The organism is Roseateles sp. P2_H4 (assembly GCF_056403315.1).
Genome location: NZ_JBFUFR010000072.1, coordinates 1 through 17,191, shown reverse-complemented (window position 1 = coordinate 17,191; position 17,191 = coordinate 1). Strand labels below are relative to the sequence as shown.

Annotated in this window: 14 protein-coding genes; 13 read left to right on the top strand and 1 reads right to left on the bottom strand. The window is 67.3% G+C overall.

All coding sequences use genetic code 11. The features are described from left to right. Positions 1 to 1,230, bottom strand: a 1,230-nt coding sequence (locus tag AC1DW3_RS29830; RefSeq protein ID WP_477937757.1) for a serine/threonine protein kinase, incomplete at its 3' end; no start/stop codon positions are given. Positions 1,231 to 1,388: 158 nt separating this feature from the next. On the opposite strand from AC1DW3_RS29830, the gene tssA reads away from it, so the two are divergent. The 13 genes from tssA to AC1DW3_RS29765 form a co-directional block, all read left to right on the top strand. Next, a complete protein-coding gene (gene tssA, locus AC1DW3_RS29825; RefSeq protein WP_477937755.1) occupies positions 1,389 to 2,486 on the top strand; it encodes a type VI secretion system protein TssA in 1,098 nt (365 codons plus the stop codon). 103 nt (positions 2,487 to 2,589) lie between these two features. After that, complete coding sequence (gene tssB, locus AC1DW3_RS29820; protein ID WP_477937753.1) at positions 2,590 to 3,084, top strand: type VI secretion system contractile sheath small subunit; 495 nt, start codon at positions 2,590 to 2,592, stop codon at positions 3,082 to 3,084. A 44-nt stretch (positions 3,085 to 3,128) separates the two neighbouring features. Continuing rightward, positions 3,129 to 4,622, top strand: a complete 1,494-nt coding sequence (gene tssC / locus AC1DW3_RS29815; protein ID WP_477937750.1) for a type VI secretion system contractile sheath large subunit — start codon at positions 3,129 to 3,131, stop codon at positions 4,620 to 4,622. Positions 4,623 to 4,717: 95 nt separating this feature from the next. After that, on the top strand, positions 4,718 to 5,218 hold the full coding sequence (locus AC1DW3_RS29810) for an Hcp family type VI secretion system effector (RefSeq protein ID WP_477937748.1): 501 nt from the start codon (positions 4,718 to 4,720) through the stop codon (positions 5,216 to 5,218). A 199-nt stretch (positions 5,219 to 5,417) separates the two neighbouring features. Then, positions 5,418 to 5,984, top strand: coding sequence for a hypothetical protein (locus tag AC1DW3_RS29805; RefSeq protein WP_477937746.1), 567 nt, complete (start codon positions 5,418 to 5,420; stop codon positions 5,982 to 5,984). A gap of 16 nt (positions 5,985 to 6,000) precedes the next feature. Beyond that, on the top strand, positions 6,001 to 6,840 hold the full coding sequence (locus tag AC1DW3_RS29800) for an Hcp family type VI secretion system effector (protein WP_477937744.1): 840 nt from the start codon (positions 6,001 to 6,003) through the stop codon (positions 6,838 to 6,840). 259 nt (positions 6,841 to 7,099) lie between these two features. After that, on the top strand, positions 7,100 to 7,675 hold the full coding sequence (locus AC1DW3_RS29795) for a double zinc ribbon domain-containing protein (RefSeq protein ID WP_477937742.1): 576 nt from the start codon (positions 7,100 to 7,102) through the stop codon (positions 7,673 to 7,675). Beyond that, complete coding sequence (locus tag AC1DW3_RS29790; protein WP_477937740.1) at positions 7,665 to 8,507, top strand: type VI secretion system accessory protein TagJ; 843 nt, start codon at positions 7,665 to 7,667, stop codon at positions 8,505 to 8,507. The genes AC1DW3_RS29795 and AC1DW3_RS29790 overlap by 11 nt, the downstream gene beginning before the upstream one ends. Further along, positions 8,507 to 9,040, top strand: coding sequence for a type VI secretion system baseplate subunit TssE (gene tssE / locus AC1DW3_RS29785; protein WP_477937738.1), 534 nt, complete (start codon positions 8,507 to 8,509; stop codon positions 9,038 to 9,040). Before AC1DW3_RS29790 ends, tssE begins: the two co-directional genes overlap by 1 nt. A 38-nt stretch (positions 9,041 to 9,078) precedes the next feature. Next, a complete protein-coding gene (tssF, locus tag AC1DW3_RS29780) occupies positions 9,079 to 10,953 on the top strand; it encodes a type VI secretion system baseplate subunit TssF (protein WP_477937736.1) in 1,875 nt (624 codons plus the stop codon). Then, complete coding sequence (tssG, locus tag AC1DW3_RS29775) at positions 10,950 to 12,026, top strand: type VI secretion system baseplate subunit TssG (protein ID WP_477937734.1); 1,077 nt, start codon at positions 10,950 to 10,952, stop codon at positions 12,024 to 12,026. Before tssF ends, tssG begins: the two co-directional genes overlap by 4 nt. 66 nt (positions 12,027 to 12,092) lie before the next feature. After that, positions 12,093 to 14,765 (top strand): type VI secretion system ATPase TssH, encoded by a 2,673-nt coding sequence (gene tssH / locus AC1DW3_RS29770; RefSeq protein WP_477937732.1) that lies wholly within the window; start codon positions 12,093 to 12,095, stop codon positions 14,763 to 14,765. A gap of 27 nt (positions 14,766 to 14,792) precedes the next feature. After that, positions 14,793 to 17,191 (top strand): type VI secretion system Vgr family protein (locus AC1DW3_RS29765; RefSeq protein WP_477937730.1); only part of this gene is annotated, 2,399 nt, incomplete at its 3' end.

The following is a 17,191-nucleotide window of genomic DNA, read 5'->3' as shown; positions in this document are numbered from 1 at the left end:
GGGCTCGGCCGGCGGCGCAGGCCGGGTCGCAAACCAGCCGGCTGCGCCGGCCACCGCGAGCCCGGCCAGGCCGAGGCCGGCGAACAGCGGCGTGCGGCTGCCGGCCGGCTTGGCGGCCGGTGCCGGCGCTGCGGCGGGCGCCTGGATCAGCGTCGCCATCTGGCCCGGCTTGGGCGCGTAGTGGCCGGCCAGGCCCAGGTCCTGGCGGAATTCGGCCATGGACTGGGTTCGCTGGTCGGGCAGCACCTGCAGCGCCCGGTCGACGGCCTTGACGAGGCGGTCGCTGTAGCGGCCCGGCGGGGCGGCCTGCGCGAGCGGCACATAGTCGTCCTTGACCATGCGGCCGACGCTGGGTGGCGGCGTGCGGCCGGTGATGGCACAGTAGACGACGGCGGCCAGCGCATAGACGTCGGTCCACGGCCCCTGCTTCATGCTGGGCACTTCGGCGTACTGCTCGATGGGGGCGTAGCCGGGCTTGAGGATGACGGTCAGCGCCTGCGTCATGTCGCCGATGACGCGGCGCGCGGCACCGAAGTCCAGCAGCAGGGGCAGGCCGCTGCCGCCGATCAGGATGATGTTGTCGGGCGCGATGTCGCGGTGGTAGCAGCTCTCGCCGTGCAGCACCAGCAGCGCCTCGGTCAGCGGCGCCAGCATATTCATCAGCCAGTCTTCGCCGGGCGGCCCGGGCATTTCCTTGAGGGTGTCCTTCAGCGTCTTGCCCTCGATGAAGGGCATGACCATGAAGGCCGTGCCGTTGGCCTCCCAGAAGCGGTAGACCTTGACCAGGGCCGGGTGGTCGAACTGGGCCAGCAGCCGCGCCTCGTTGATGAAGCTCTTCAGGCCCATCTCGAAGGTGTCGCGGTGGCGCTCCGAGCGCACCCGCACCTGGGAGCTGTCGCCGCGCAGGGCCAGCGCGGCGGGCATGTATTCCTTCAAGGCCACCATGCGCTCCAGCGCGTGGTCGCGGGCCAGGTAGACGATGCCGAAGCCGCCTTCGCCCAGCACGCGGGTGACCTCGAACTCGGCCTGGCGGCTGCCGACGGGCAGGGCGTTGCCGCCGTCCATGCGCTCGATGCGCGGCGGCGGTACCGGCTCGGCGGCGGCGGGCGGGCCCGTCATGACCGTCGGCGCGTTTTCGAAAGGCGCGGGCGCAGCGGCGGCCGGGCCAGCGGTGCTGCTGGGCCGGATGATGGTCGCGTCGTTGTCTTCCGGGTCGCTGGAGGAGTTCATCGTGCAGGCGGGGCGTCCATGCGGGTGAGTGACGCCAGGCGCGATTCCGTTCCCGTCATGGGCGAACTGGCGCGCCACAGGGAACTAAGCGCTGCCCCGAGTTACTTACCGCCCGAACCCCTGCCTGCACCTTCTGCAAGCCTCTTTTCCGGACGCCCATGGACACGACCCCCTTTGATGAGCCGCTGGACCCCGCRCTGTCGCTCAGCGACCCGGCGTTGGCACCCTGGCTGGTGGGCGTCTCCGAAGACGACGTCTGCGGCCCGGACCTGGAATACGACAACGACTTCCTGGCCCTGACGCAAGCGGCCGCGGGCAAACCCGAAACCCAGTTCGCCGCGGCCGAGCCGCCGGACTGGCGCGCCGTGTTCAGCCAGGCCGAAGAGCTCAACAGCCGCAGCCGTGACCTGCGCGTGGCCAATCTGTGGCTGCGCGCCCGCCTGCGCCTGGAGGGCTTCGCGACGCTGGCGCCAGGGCTGCGCCTCTTCGAACAACTGCTGGTGCGCTGGTGGGACGAGCTCCACCCCCGCCCGGACGACGGCGACGCCTTCGCCCGCGTCAATGTGCTGGGCGAGCTGGCCAGCCTGGATGTCACCCTCGGCGACGTGCGCGCCAGCCTCGTGCTGAATGACCGCGCCATCGGCCAGATCAGCGTGCGCGACATCGAGATCGCGATGGGCGACCTGGTGCCGCGCGACGACGAGTCGGTGCCCTCGCGGGGCCAGATCGAAAGCATGCTGGCCGACGCGGTGGGCGACAACCCGCAGGTCAACACCCAGGCGACCGACGCCCTGGCCGCCCTGGACGCCTTGACCGAATGCCTGACGGCCCGCCTGGGCTACGGCGAGCTGCCCGACTTCGCACCGCTGCGCAGCATGCTGGACAGCGTGGCCGCCGTCTCGCCCAGCCCGGTCAGCATCGACGCCGACTCGGATGACCTGGCCGGCATGTTGAACGACCTGGGCATCGACGACAGCGCCGGCGGCGACGACTCGCCTGCCCCGGCCCGACGCGGTCGCGGCGGCGGCGGCGGCGGCATGGGCAGCATCGAGAGCCGCGCCGACGCCGTGCGCGCCATCGACCTCGTCTGCGCCTATCTGGAAAAGAACGAACCCACCAACCCGGCCGCGGATCTGCTGCGCCGTGCGCAACGTCTCATCGACCGCAACTTCCTGCAGCTCGTACGAGAGTTTGCCCCCGAGGCCGTTGGCGAAGTGGCCCGTATGCTGGGTGTTGACCCGGACAGCCTGCAGTAGTCGCATGAGAGGCCGCGATGTCGTCTGTATCAAGGCCCCTCCTTCAGTCTGTCGCGGCGCAACGCCTTTGAATCCCTGAATCCCGTCCGCAAGGAGCATTGAAATGAGCAAGAGCAGCCAGAAATTCATCGCCCGCAACCGGGCACCGCGGGTGCAGATCGAGTACGACGTGGAGCTCTACGGCGCCGAGAAGAAGGTGCAGCTGCCCTTCGTGATGGGCGTGATGGCCGACCTGTCCGGCAAGCCCGAGGATCCGCTGCCGCCGGTGTCGGACCGCAAGTTCCTCGAGATCGACGTCGACAACTTCGACTCGCGCATGAAGTCCATGAAGCCGCGCGTCGCATTCCAGGTCGAGAACACGCTGACCGGCGAGGGCAACCTGCCGGTGGACATCACCTTCGAGAGCATGGACGACTTCTCGCCGGCCGCCGTGGCGCGCAAGGTCGAAGGCCTGAACAAGCTGCTCGAGGCCCGCCAGCAGCTGTCCAACCTGATCACCTACATGGACGGCAAGAGCGGCGCCGGCGACCTGATCGCCAAGGTGCTGGCCGACCCGACGCTGCTGAAGACGCTGACCGACGCGCCCAAGTCGGAATAAGCCGCAGTCCCTCCCAAGACACTGAAACGACCGGAGTTTCAAACATGACCCAAGCGGAACAGTCAGCATCGGCCCTGGCGGGCGTGACCTTCGAAGGCAATGACTTCGCGGCACTGCTGAACAAGGAATTCAAGCCCAAGACCGAGGAAGCGCGTGGCGCCGTCGCACAGGCAGTGCAGACGCTGGCCCAGCAGGCGCTGTCCAACACGACGCTGCTCAGCGACGACGCCGTCAAGACCATCGAGGCCATGATCGCGGCCATCGACAGCAAGCTCACCGAGCAGGTCAACCTGATCATGCACCACGAGGACTTCCAGAAGCTGGAGTCCGCCTGGCGCGGCCTGCACTACCTCGTCAACAACACCGAGACCGACGAGCAGCTCAAGATCCGCGTGCTGAACGTGTCCAAGACGGACCTGGGCAAGACGCTGAAGCGCTACAAGGGCACGGCCTGGGACCAGTCGCCGCTGTTCAAGAAGCTCTACGAAGAGGAATACGGCCAGTTCGGCGGCGAGCCCTATGGCTGCCTGGTGGGCGACTACCACTTCGACCACACGCCGCCCGACGTCGAACTGCTCGGCGAGCTGTCCAAGATCGCCGCTGCCGCCCACGCCCCCTTCGTGACTGGCGCGGCGCCCAGCGTCATGCAGATGGAAAGCTGGCAGGAACTCGCCAACCCGCGCGACCTGACCAAGATCTTCACGACGCCCGAATACGCCGCCTGGCGCTCGCTGCGTGAATCGGACGACGCCCGCTACCTGGCCCTGTGCATGCCGCGCTTCCTGTCGCGCGTGCCCTATGGCGCCAAGACCGCGCCGGTCGACGAGTTCGCCTTCGAGGAAGACACCGAGGGCGCCGACCACAGCAAGTACACCTGGTCCAACGCCGCCTACGCGATGGCCGTCAACATCAACAGCTCGTTCAAGCAGTACGGCTGGTGCTCGCGCATCCGCGGCATCGAGTCGGGCGGCGCGGTGACGGGCCTGCCCACCCACACCTTCCCGACCGACGACGGCGGCGTGGACATGAAGTGCCCGACCGAGATCGCCATCTCGGATCGCCGCGAGGCCGAGCTGAGCAAGAACGGCTTCCTGTCGATGGTGCACCGCAAGAACAGCGACTTCGCCGCCTTCATCAGCGGCCAGTCGCTGCAAAAGCCCGCCGAGTACGACGACGCCGACGCGACCGCCAATGCGGCCCTGGCGGCACGCCTGCCCTATCTGTTCGCCTGCAACCGTTTCGCCCACTACCTGAAGTGCATCGTGCGCGACAAGGTCGGCTCCTTCAAGTCGCGCGACGCGATGGAAGACTGGCTGAACAGCTGGATCCTGAACTACGTCGACGGCGACCCGATGAACTCGTCGGAAGAGACCAAGGCCATGCGCCCGCTCGCGGCCGCCCAGGTCGAGGTCTCGGAAGTGGAGGGCGCGCCGGGCTACTACCAGTCCAAGTTCTACCTGAAGCCGCACTACCAGCTCGAAGGCCTGACCGTGTCCCTGCGGCTGGTCTCCAAGCTGCCGTCCGAGAAGTCAGCCTAAGACAGTTGAGAGAACTCGCCGGCGCGGGAGCAGGACGGGTCATCTCTCATCACCACCAACAAACCCGCGCTTTGAACCCCTAAGGAGATATCAACATGGCAGTCAATGCATTCCTCACCTTCTTCGACAAGGCCGATGGCGAGTCCATCCAGAAGGGCAAGGAAAAGTGGATCGAGATCCAGGGCTGGGACTGGGAAGTCGAAGCCGAGACCAGTTGGACCAAGGGCGGCGGCGCCTCGGTCGGCAAGCCCAACCCCGGCAAGATGAACTGGGAACACTACTTCGACACCTCGTCGACGGTCATCATGGGCTATATCTGCACCGGCAAGGCCTTCCCCAAGGTCGAGCTGCAGATGATGAAGACCACGGGCTCGGCCACGCCCGAGACCTACTTCACGATGACGATGGAAGGCTGCTTCATCACCAAGGTGCAGATGAACGGCACCGAGGAAGGCTCCGTCCAGCAGAAGGTCGAAATGGTCTTCAAGACCGTCAAGATCGAATACAAGCCGCAGGACAACAAGTCCGGCAAGCTGGGCGCGCCCAAGACCTACAACTGGGACATCCCGGCCGGTACTGCTTCGCCGTCGGCTTAAACAGTTCTCCCCCACCGGCTTCGCCTCCATCGGGGGGCGCTGCCAGTGACCCGGCACAGCGCTTGCGCTGCGGTGAAGGCTCATATCGCTTGGCGATGTGATGCCGGAGCCCAAGCCGGTTCCAAGGCAGCCGCCGGGCCGGGCACTGCATGCCCAAAGCCCATTCGGTCTCGTCGTTGCAGCCCTCCTCTCACTGTTCATGAGCCGTTCCAACATCTTCATGCAACTCATCACCGCCGCAGGGCCGGTGGTGGGTGAAGGACTGCTCGAGGGCTGGGAAGGCTCGGTCGAGATCCTGGAGTTCGACTGGGGCATGCATGCCCTGAAGAGCACCAAGAAGAAGCCGACGACGCTCGCCGAGCGCGCCGCCGCCGCCGCCAGTGCGGCGGGTTCGTTGATCGGCCTGGGCAGCACGGTCACGATGAAGATGGAGCCGCTGAGCTTCAGGAAGCGGTTCGACGTCGGCTCATCGCTGATGCATTCCTGCCTGGACAACCACATCCCCGTGATCAGCGCATCGCTCACGCTGCTCAACATCAAGCAGCAGGGCCGGCTCATCCACCAGCCGGGTCTCGTGCTGGCGGCCACCAACGGCTACTTCGAAAGCTGCTCGCTGGAGATACGGGACGACGGCATCTCCAAGGAGGTGATCGAGAGCTGGGTGCTGAACTTCAAGAGCATCAAGCTCGCCTACATGAAGACGATGGGCAAGGACAACCTGCCGACGGCACCCTTCTTCTACACGGTCCCCTCCGGCGACCTCTAAAACCGACAGGCAAGACATGGGCGCCGATGCCGACATCTTCATGATCCTGCTGCGACCGACCCGCGTCCCGATCGTGGGCGAGTCCGTGTCCCACCTCTTCCAGGGCCAGGTGCTGATCGAGTCCATGAAATGGAATCTGCACAACGAGGAAGAGCGCAAGAACGCCGAAAAGGTGAGCAGCGCCTTCGAAGAAGCGAGAGAGCTGGCCGACACTCAAAAAAGCAGCGAGCTCAAGCGCAAGCATCTCAGTTCCGACTATGAGAAGGCGGATGACGCCGTCGACAAGGCCTACCTGAAGGCGTTGGACGCAGGCAAGGATCCCCACGAGGCTCACGCGGAATATGTCGGCCAACGCAAGAAGCTCTGGAAGGACTACGAGAAGTCGTTCGGAGCCATCGGCAAGAAGGCCGAAAAGAGCGCGGACCCGCCCTCCGAGGACGAGAAGCGCAGCGCGGCCTACGCCGCGGCGGATCGCAACCGCAATTTCGAGATCACCTTCACCAAGCGCATCGACCTCTCCAGCACGCAGATGCTGAACTCGATGAAGGCCGGCGACATCTTTCCGTCGGGCACCCTCACCATCCACAAGCGTTCGGCCACCGCGGCGGACGGCACCTCGCTGGTGTTCACCATCCAGAAGATCCGCCTGCTCGACTACAGGCTGGTGGTCTCGGTGTCGGACCTGATGACCGAGATGATGGAAGAGTGGACCTGCGAGTTCGGCGCGCTGGCCTATGTCTACAAGAATCCGCCCTCGCATTACTCGCATGGCAACGCAGTCCAGGGCGCGGCCAAGACGGCCTCACAGGGCACCATGCGCGCCTTCACGATGAAGAACATCGGCTCGCCGATATGAAGCCCCTCGCCCGCCACGGCCACGCTGAACGCGGGCCATGCCAGTCGGTCTTGCAGACCGCGCTGCGGCATGGGCCGCAGCCCTTCGGCAGGCACATGCCGCCCGCTGGGCGCCATGTGTCCGGCCTCAGCCCCCGAGGGAACGGCGATGCTTGCGGCAGCGAGCCGCAAGCACATCGCCAGACGGGCCGGCTCGGGAGCGGCCCAGCGCACGGCCCGAAAGACGCCGCCGTGCCACGCCAGGAAGCTGGAATACCGATATGCCCCTGACCAACTACCGCGATGTCAGCACGTCCATGAGCGACGTGTCGGCCGGCTTCCAATTCGAGTTCTTCTGCGAGAAGTGCGGCGAGGCCTCGCGTTCGGCCTTCAAGCCCTATCGCAAAGGCCAGATCACCGGCTGGCTGAGTCGCTTCGCCTTCATGTTCTACGACCTGAACAAGGCCAGCCGCGCCACCGGCGCCTTTGCCGAAGCGGGCGGCGGCAGTGCCAAGGCCGAGGCGCTGGAAGAAGCCCGGGCGGCTGCGGCGGCACTCTACGAGCGCTGCGAAGGCTGCCGCAAATGGGTGGGCCGCGAGTGCTGGAACAGCAGCACGGGCAGTTGCCGTGACTGCGCGGCGAAGTCTGGCGCCGGTGCCGGCTCAAGCGCAGGCGGCTACGACGCGTCCAGCGGTGGCGGCTCGACCTGCCCCAACTGCCAGACGGCCAGCCAGGGCGGTCGCTTCTGCCACGAATGCGGCTTCGACATGGCCAGCACGCACAAGAGCTGCCCGGCCTGCGGCGTCACCCTCTCGCGCCAGGCGCGTTTTTGCACGGACTGCGGCCATGGCTTCTGACCTGACTCCCCAACAAGCCGCCGAAGAGGCGCTGCGCGCCGGTGACCCGCGTGCAGCCCTGGCCAAGCTGACCGAAGCCGTGCGCGCCAAGCCGGCCGACCCCAAGCTGCGCACCTTCATGTCCCAGCTGCTCAGCGTGCTGGGCCAGTGGGAGCGTGCCCACACCCAGCTCAATGTCGTCGCCGACATGGACGGTCTCGCCATCCCCATGCGCGAGACCGTCGGCCACGCCATCCGCTGCGAGCTGCTGCGGGCCGAGGTGTTTGCCGGCAAGCGCACGCCCGTCGTCTTCGGCCAGCCCGAGGCCTGGGTGGCCCAGCTGATCGAGTCCCTCAAGCAGCAGGGTGAAGGAAACGTCCAGCTCGCCGCCGACCTCGCCAGCAAGGCCTTCGAGGCCGCACCAACGAGCGCCGGCAGCATCGACGGCCAGCCCTTCGAGTGGCTGGCCGACGCGGATTCGCGCCTCGGCCCCGTGCTCGAGGTCTGCCTCAACGGTCACTACACCTGGGTGCCGTTCAAGCACCTGGCCAAGGTCCATTTCGATGCGCCCGAAGACCTGCGCGATTGCGTCTGGATGCCGGCGCAGCTGAGCTTCACCAACGGCGGCAACAGCGTCGCCCTGGTGCCGACGCGCTACCCTGGCTCCGAGAAGAGCGCCGACGGCCTCATCAACCTGGCGCGCAAGACGGAGTGGGCCCCGCTGCCGGGCGAGGACCGCTATGCCGGCCTGGGTCAACGCGTGTTGACCAGCGACATCGGTGACCATGATTTGATGGCCATCCGCGAAATCACTTTCGACACCGGCGAGGCCGCGCCCACCGAGGCCAGCTGATGGCCGGGCTTGGCGCCCAGGACCGCCTCCAGCCTTCGCTGCTGGACCGGCTCACCGACAACGATCCCGGCACCAAGTCCGAGACCCTTGAAGCCCGCGTGCTCAACCGCCGCCAACTGCGCGACGCGGTGCTGCGCGACCTGTCGTGGCTGTTCAATGCCGTCTGCGAAGAACCCGACCCGCGCTGGCACCCGGACCGCGAGCGCGTGGCGCTGTGGCAGAGCGTGCCCTACGCGCGTGACTCGGTGCTCAACTTCGGCATCCTGCCGCTGACGGGCCAGGCCTTCTCGGTGCACAACTTCCCCATCATCGAAGCCCAGGTGCGCCAGTCCATCATCCGCTTCGAGCCGCGCCTGGACCCGGCGACGGTCGAAGTCCGCATCGTCAACGACATGAGCACCGGCCTGCGACCCACCAGCCTGCGCCTGACCATCAAGGGCCAGATGTGGAACCAGCCCGTGCCGCTGGAACTGGTGCTGAACGCCGATGTCGACGTCGACACCGGCCAGGCCGCAGTTCGGGACATGAGATGAGCCCCTCGCCCAGTCTCGGCCCGAATACGATCAGCTGAATGGACCCCCGCCTCCTCCGCTACTACAACCAGGAACTGCGCTATCTCCGTGAGATGGGCGGCGAATTCGCGCGCGAGTTCCCCAAGATCGCCGGCCGCCTGGGCATGGAAGGCCTGGAAGTGGCCGACCCCTATGTCGAGCGGCTGCTCGAAGGCGCCGCCTTCCTGGCCGCGCGCGTGCAGCTCAAGCAGGACGCCGAGTTCCCCCAGCTCGCCCAGCGCCTGCTGGACATGGTCAGCCCCAACCTCGGCGCGCCGCTACCGTCGATGCTGGTGGCCCAGCTCACGCCGGGCAACGACCCCAACCTGATCGCCGGCTTCACGCTGCCGCGCGGCAGCGCGCTGATGGGGCCGCGCACGGCGCTGGGACCAACACGTTGCGAGTTCCGCACCGCCCAGCCCGTCACGCTGACGCCCATCAAGGTCGCCCAGGTCGAGTATTTCCTCAGCGCCACCGACATCCCGCTGAGCAGCCTGCCGCTGCGCGACCGTCCCAAGAGCGGCGTGCGGGTCAAGCTGGAACTGCCCACCGGCATGCGTTTCGCACAACTGCCGCTGAACAGCCTGCGCTTCTTCATGGGCGGGCTGCAGGACGTTGCACTCAAGTTGCACGAGCTGCTGACCTGCCGCTGCGTGGGCGTGCTGGCCAGCGCCGGCGGCACCGCATCGGCGCCACCTCAGCGTGTCTTCCTCGGGCCCAACCATGTGCGACCGGTCGGCCTCGCCGACGACGAAGCCATGCTGCCCGTCACGCTGCGCGGCCTGTCCGGCACGCGGCTGATGCAGGAGTACTTCGCCTTCCCGCAGCGCTTCCTGTTCGTCGACGTGGCCGGCCTGGCCCAGGCCTTCGCGCGCTGCCAGGGCAACAGCTTCGAGCTGGTCTTCCTGTTCGACCGGCATGACCCGTCCATGGAGGGCAGCGGCGAGCCGGCCAACTTCGCGCTCAACTGCGTGCCGGCGATCAACCTGTTCGATCGCCGCGCCGAACGCATCACGGTGGACGACACCAGCACCGCTTTCCAGGTCATCCCCGACCGGCTGGCGGGCACCGATTTCGAGGTCTTCGACGTCAGCGCGGTCACCGGCTTCTCCGGCGACACCGACGAGCTGAAATTCCTGCCGCTCTTCGACGTCCCGCATGCCGACCCGGCCGGCGCCGCCGGTTTCTTCAGTTGCCAGCGCGAGCCCCGTCTGACCAGCGAAAAAGGCAAGCGCGAGGGACCGCGCTCGGCCTATGTCGGCTCCGAGGTCTTCCTGTCGCTGGTGGACCTGCAGCGCGCGCCCTACCGCCGTGAACTGCGCCAGCTCAGCGCCCAGATCCGCTGCACCAACCGCGACCTGCCGCTGTTCATGCCCACGGGCGGCGGCGAGTCGGCGCTGACGCTGGAAACCCGCGCACCCGTGCAGGGCATCAGCATCGTGGCCGGGCCGTCGCGCCCGATCAGCGCGGCGCGCGAAGGCGCACTGGCCTGGCGGCTGCTGTCGCTGCTGTCACTGAACTACCTGTCGCTGATGAACGAAGACCCCCAGCGCGGTGCCCTGGCCCTGCGTGAACTGGTGGGGGTGTTCGCGCAAGGCGCCGCGCCGGCGCTGCAGCGCCAGATCGAGGGCCTCCGCGACGTGCGCGTGATCCCCGTCGTGCGCCGCCACCCGGCGCCGGGGCCCATCGCCTTCGGCCGCGGCATGGAGGTTCAGATCACCGTGGACGAGCTCTCCTTCGAGGGCGGCAGCGCGGCCTTGCTCGGCTCGGTGCTGCACCACTATTTCAGCCGCCACGCGTCGATGAACAGCTTTGTGCAGACCCTGCTGGTGTCGCGCACGCGTGGCGACCTCAAGCGCTGGGCACCGCTGAGCGGCTCCCGGGCCCTGCTTTGAAACAAGCCGCCGACGCCGACGAAGCCGCGGCCCTGCTGCAGGCGCTGAAGGAGCGGCCCGGGCGCTTCGACCTCTTCCAGGCCCTGCGCCGCATCGAAGCGGCCCACGCCCACAAGCCGCGGCTGGGCGATGCGCTGCGCCCAGGAGACGAGGCCATCCGTTTCAGCGGCGAGCCGGCCCTGGACTTTCCGCCCGGGCCGATCTCCCGCCTCGAGGCCAACCCGCATGGGCCGCCGCGCCTTGTGCAACGCGTCATCGGCCTGTTCGGCCCCAATGGCGCCCTGCCCACCCACCTGACCGAGTACGCGCGCGAGCGCCAGATGCACCACGGCGACCGCAGCTTCGCGGCCTTCGTCGACATGCTGCTGCATCGCTTCGGCCTGTTGTTCTACCGGTCCTGGGCGCGCGCCAACCCCGTCGTCAGCATGGACAGGGGCCGGGAAGCGCCCATCGTTCGCCATGTCGGCGCACTGATTGGCCTGGCCGAACCCTCGCAGCGCGAGCGCGACGCTTCGGGCGACTTCCCCAAGCTGTTCTTCGTCGGTCGGCTGGCACGCTCGGTGCGGGATGCCGACGGGCTGCAATCCTGGATCGCGCTGCGCTTCGGCGTGCCGGTGCAGGTGCAGCAATTCTGCGGCCACTGGATGGCGCTGGACCCCGACGAACGCACCCGGGTCGGCCGCCACGCCAGCCCCGGCATGGCACTGGGCCACGGCGCGATGCTGGGCAGCCGGGTCTGGGACGTGCAGCACAAGTTCCGCATCGTCATCGGCCCGCTGAAATGGCCTGACTTCGAGTCCTTCCTGCCCCAGGGCCAGCGGCTCGAAGCCCTGCAGGCCATGGTCAGGCAGTTCGTCGGCTTCGAGTTTGCGTGGGACGTGCAACTGCGGCTGAAGCCGGCCGAAGTGCCGGCCTGGCCCCTGGGCCGCCAGCCCGGCATCGGCAAACTGGGCCGCAGCGCCTGGCTCAACAGCCAACGGCCTCGGGCGCGGGCGGACCAGCTCATCATGAACGTCGAGAGCATCTGCCGCACCCCCTTGAAGCCTTCGCTGGCGCCGGCCCACCTCGATTGACACCTGGATTCCCTCAGGGGTGGAACTGAACGGCCTCGCCGTCCACCAAGCACTGAGGAGATCCTTATGACCGATATCAGCCGCCAAGCCCTGTTCGGAAAACTCAATCCGCTCGCCTACAAATCCATCGAAGGCGCCACCGTCTTCTGCAAGCTCAGGGGCAACCCTTATGTCGAGCTGGTGCACTGGATCACCCAGCTGCTGGAGAACAACGAATCCGACGTCAGCGCCATCGTGCGCCACTACGGGCTGGATGCCGCCGCGCTCGCGCGTGACGTGACGACGGCCCTGGACCGCCTGCCACGCGGCTCGACGGCCATCAGTGACTTCTCCGAGCACATCACCCACGCGATCCAGCAGGGCTGGGTCTATGCGACGCTGATGTATGGCGACGCCCAGGTGCGCAGCGGCCACCTGCTGCTGGCGCTGCTGTCCACGCGCACGCTGCGTGAAGCGCTGTTCGGCATCTCGCGCCAGTTCGAGAAGATCAAGCCCGACGACCTGGCCGACAAGCTGCAAAGCCTTATCGGCAAGACCGGCGAAGCCGGCCTGGGTGCCACCGACGGCAGCGCGCTGAACTCGGGCCAGCCCGGCTCGGCCGAGGGCGCGATGGCGCCGGCCGCCATGGGCCGCCAGGAAGCGCTGAAGAAGTTCACCGTCGACCTGACCGAGAAGGCGCGCAAGGGCGAGATCGATCCGGTGACGGGCCGCGACGACGAGATCCGCCAGATCGTCGACATCCTGATGCGCCGCCGCCAGAACAACCCGCTGCTGACCGGCGAGGCCGGCGTCGGCAAGACGGCCGTCGTCGAAGGCTTCGCGCTGCGCCTGGCGCGCGGCGACGTGCCGCCGCCCATGCAGGGCGTCACGCTGCTGACGCTGGACATCGGCCTGCTGCAGGCGGGTGCGTCCATGAAGGGCGAGTTCGAGCAGCGCCTGCGCCAGGTCATCGACGAGGTGCAGCAAAGCCCCACGCCCATCATCCTGTTCATCGACGAGATCCACACCCTGGTGGGCGCTGGCGGTGCGGCTGGCACGGGCGACGCGGCCAACCTGCTCAAGCCGGCGCTTGCGCGCGGCAACCTGCGCACCGTGGGTGCCACGACCTGGGCCGAGTACAAGAAGTACATCGAGAAGGACCCGGCCCTGACCCGGCGCTTCCAGACCGTGCAGGTCGAGGAGCCCGACGAGAAGAAGGCCATCCTGATGCTTCGCGGCGTGGCCACGGTGCTGGAAAAGCACCACCAGGTCCAACTGCTCGACGAAGCCATCGAGGCCGCCGTCAAGCTGTCGCACCGCTACATCCCGGCCCGCCAGCTGCCCGACAAGGCCGTCAGCCTGCTCGACACCGCCTGCGCCCGCGTGGCCGTCAGCCAGCACGCCATGCCGGCCGAGGTCGAGGACTGCAAGCGCCGCATCGAGTCGCTGGAAATCGAGCAGGGCATCATCGGCCGCGAGGCCCAGGTGGGCGTGCACATCGGCGACCGCGGCACCACGGTCGAGGAGTCGCTCGCCAAGGAACGCGCGCGGCTGGCCACGCTGGAAGTGCGCTGGCAGCAGGAGAAGGACGTCGTCGCCAAGATCCTGGAGCTGCGTGCCAAGCTGCGTGGTGATGGGCAACCGGTCGACGAAGCCACCACCGCGCCTGGCCGCGACGGCCTGCTCGCCGACATGCAAGCCGCCAAGGCCCAGCTCGCCGAGCTGCAGGGCGACCACCCGCTGATCCTGCCCTCGGTCGACGCCCAGGCCGTGGCCAGCGTCGTCGCCGACTGGACCGGCATCCCCGTCGGCCGCATGGTCAAGAACGAGCTGGAAGCCGTGCTGCGCCTGGGCGCCACGCTGGGCCAGCGCGTCATCGGCCAGCAGCACGGCCTGGACATGATCGCGCGCCGCATCCAGACCTCGCGTGCCAAGCTCGACAACCCCAACAAGCCCATCGGCGTCTTCATGCTGTGCGGCACCTCGGGCGTCGGCAAGACCGAAACGGCGCTGGCGCTGGCCGAGTCGCTCTACGGCGGCGAGCAGAACGTCATCACCATCAACATGAGCGAGTACCAGGAGTCGCACACCGTCTCCACGCTCAAGGGCGCGCCTCCGGGCTACGTCGGCTACGGGGAAGGCGGCGTGCTGACCGAGGCCGTGCGCCGCCGGCCCTACAGCGTCGTGCTGCTGGACGAGGTCGAGAAGGCCCACTCCGACGTGCATGAGCTCTTCTTCCAGGTCTTCGACAAGGGCTGGATGGAAGACGGCGAAGGCCGCATGATCGACTTCAAGAACACCATCATCCTGCTGACCAGCAATGTGGGTTCCGAGCTCATCATGAATATGTGCCGCGACCCCGAGCTGCTGCCCGACCCCGAGTCGCTGGCCAGCGCGATGACCGAGCCGCTGCAGAAGGTGTTCCCGCCGGCGCTGCTTGGCCGCATCGTCACCATCCCCTACTACCCGCTGAGCGACGAGATGCTGGCGCGCATCGTGCGCCTGCAGCTGGGCCGCATCGTCAAGCGCGTGGCCGAGAATCACCGCATCCCCTTCGAGTACAGCGACGCGGCGGTGGAGCTCATCGTCAAGCGCTGCAACAACGCCGAATCGGGCGGCCGCATCATCGACGCCATCCTGACGAACACGGTGTTGCCCAAGGTGTCCATCGAGTACCTGTCGCGCACGGCTTCGGGCCAGCCGCTGCAGCGCGTCAGCCTGGGTGTGGCCGACGGCGACTTCAGCTATGCCTTCGACTGACACCACCATGCATGAGGAGTCGCGGGCATGAGCAATGCGTTGTCGATCAAGACGGAGCTCGACAAGGGCCTCGGTCCCCCGAAGTTCCTGGCGCTGAGCGTCGACGGCAGGGAACGCCTGAGCACCTTGCCGGAATACACCATCGAGGTGGTCGGCAACGCGTCCGTCCTCACCGGCCGTGAGTACATCGATCTGCACGACCTGATCGGCACGCTGGCCAAGGTCACGCTCGACGAGCTCGGCATCAAGCGCTACATCAACGGCCAGGTGATCCGGGCGATCCGCGGCGAGCGCCACGGGCGCTACGACGCCTACACCCTCGTGCTGCGGCCTTGGCTGTGGTTCGCCACCCGCGGCAAGAACTCGCGGGTGTTCCAGAAGAAGACGGTGAAGGTGATCGTCGACACGGTGCTCGAGCCCTACAAGGGCATCAGCAAATGGAAGCTGGAGGACAAGCTGCCGACGCTGGAGTACTGCGTGCAGTACGAGGAGAGCGATTTCGACTTCGTCAGCCGCCTCCTTGAGGATCACGGCATCTACTACTTCTTCGAGCACTCAGAAGCCGCGCACACGCTCGTGCTGGTCGACGCCATGAGCAAGCACAACCCGCCCGCGACCGAGAGCGTGAAGAGCGTGGGCTGGTCGAACAAGTTTGATGGCCAGGACCGCATGACCCACTGGCATTCACTGGAAGATGCTCGCGCGGCCAAGGCCATGGTGCGCGACTACGACTACCTGGCATCGGCCACCGAGATCGAGGCCAGCGCATCGGGCTCAGCGGTCGCCAGCGGCGAGATTGGCGAGATCTATGAGTTCCCGGCCAAGGCGGTGTTCAACCAGGCCGTCGACGCCAGCGAGCCATCAGGAACGGCCGCCAAGGCCGCCGCCAAGCGGCTCATCGAGGCGGCGCAGTCGATGTACCAGCTGCATTCCGGCGAATGCAACGCGCACCACATGACTTGCGGCGCGATCTTCAAGCTCGAGGATGCGCCGCTGCCCAGCGACAACGCCGAGTACCTCATCGTGGCCTGCGAGTTCCATGCCGAATACGGTGACCACGAGGCCATCTCGGACCTCAAGGCCATCAAGGGCAATCGGGACGGCTTCGTCGGCAGCATCGAGGCGCTGAATGCCAAGTTCGGCTTGTTCCGACCGCAACGCAGCACGCCGCGCCCGCGCATGTACGGGCCGCAGATCGCGACCGTGGTGGGCGCCTCCGGCAACGAGATCGACACCGACAAACACGGCCGCATCAAGATCCAGTTCCCTTGGGACCGCGAGGGCAAGAAGGACGCCAACAGCTCCTGCTGGGTGCGCGTGGCCACGCCCTGGGCGGGCAAGAAGATGGGTCTGTGGATGCTGCCGCGCGTCGGCCACGAGGTGGTGGTGAGCTTCATCGGCGGCGACCCGGACCGTCCCATCGTGACCGGCTCGGTGCACAACGACGCCAACCCGCCGCCCTACGATCTGCCCGACCATGCCGACGTGGCGACCTGGATCAGCCACTCCACCAAGGGCGGCGCCGCCGACGCACACAACGAATTGCGCTTCTGCGACGCCAAGGACAAGGAACATGTCTGGTTCCAGGCCCAGAAAGACAGCTACCGCCTCGTCAAGGGCGACACCTTCGACCACCTGGAGATGAACGAGACCAAGAAGGTCAAGCTCACGCGCAAGGAGGTCATCGGCGAGAACTGGTACGTCAACGTCACCAAGGACGTGATGCACGAGTTGGGCAAGGACCTGCACACCAAGGTGGCCGGTGACATCTTCACCACCGGCGGCGCCACCTGGCAGGTCATGCTGACCAAGGACTACGGCCTCAAGGTCGGTGCCGACGCCGGCATCGACGTCACCGGCAAGACCGCGCTCAAGTCCGGCGGCGACGTCAACGTGCAGAGCGACGGCAAGATCAATCTCAAGGCCACCGGCAACCTCGTCGGCGAAGCGACCGGCAAGGTGTCGCTCAAGTCCGCCGCCGACGTGCTGCTGGAAGGCCTCAACATCAAGGCCAAGGGCGGCACGGAAATCGTGCTGGAGGCCTCGATGGGCATCAAGATCGTCTGCGGCTCGTCCGTCATCACGCTGGGCCCGGCCGGCGTCACCATCGATGGCCCGCTGGTCAAGGTGAACTGCGGCGGCGGCGGCGGCTCGGCCGGCGCGGCGGAGTCGGCCGCAGCGGCTGAGCCCAAGGAAGTCGCCGAGGCCCTGTTCCAGGAGGAACTCCAGCCCGCCAAGGCCGAGGACTACGAGAAGCTGCTCGCCGATCCGCTGGTGCCCGCCAAGGAGGGGGTTGCCGTCGCGGCGACGCCCGAGGTCACCGCGCCCGACCTCTCAGCGGCCGAAGCCGCCAAGAAGGCCGCCGAAGCAGCCGCGCTGAAGGCTGCGAACGCCGCCGCCGCCAAGGCCGCCGCGCTGAAGGTGGC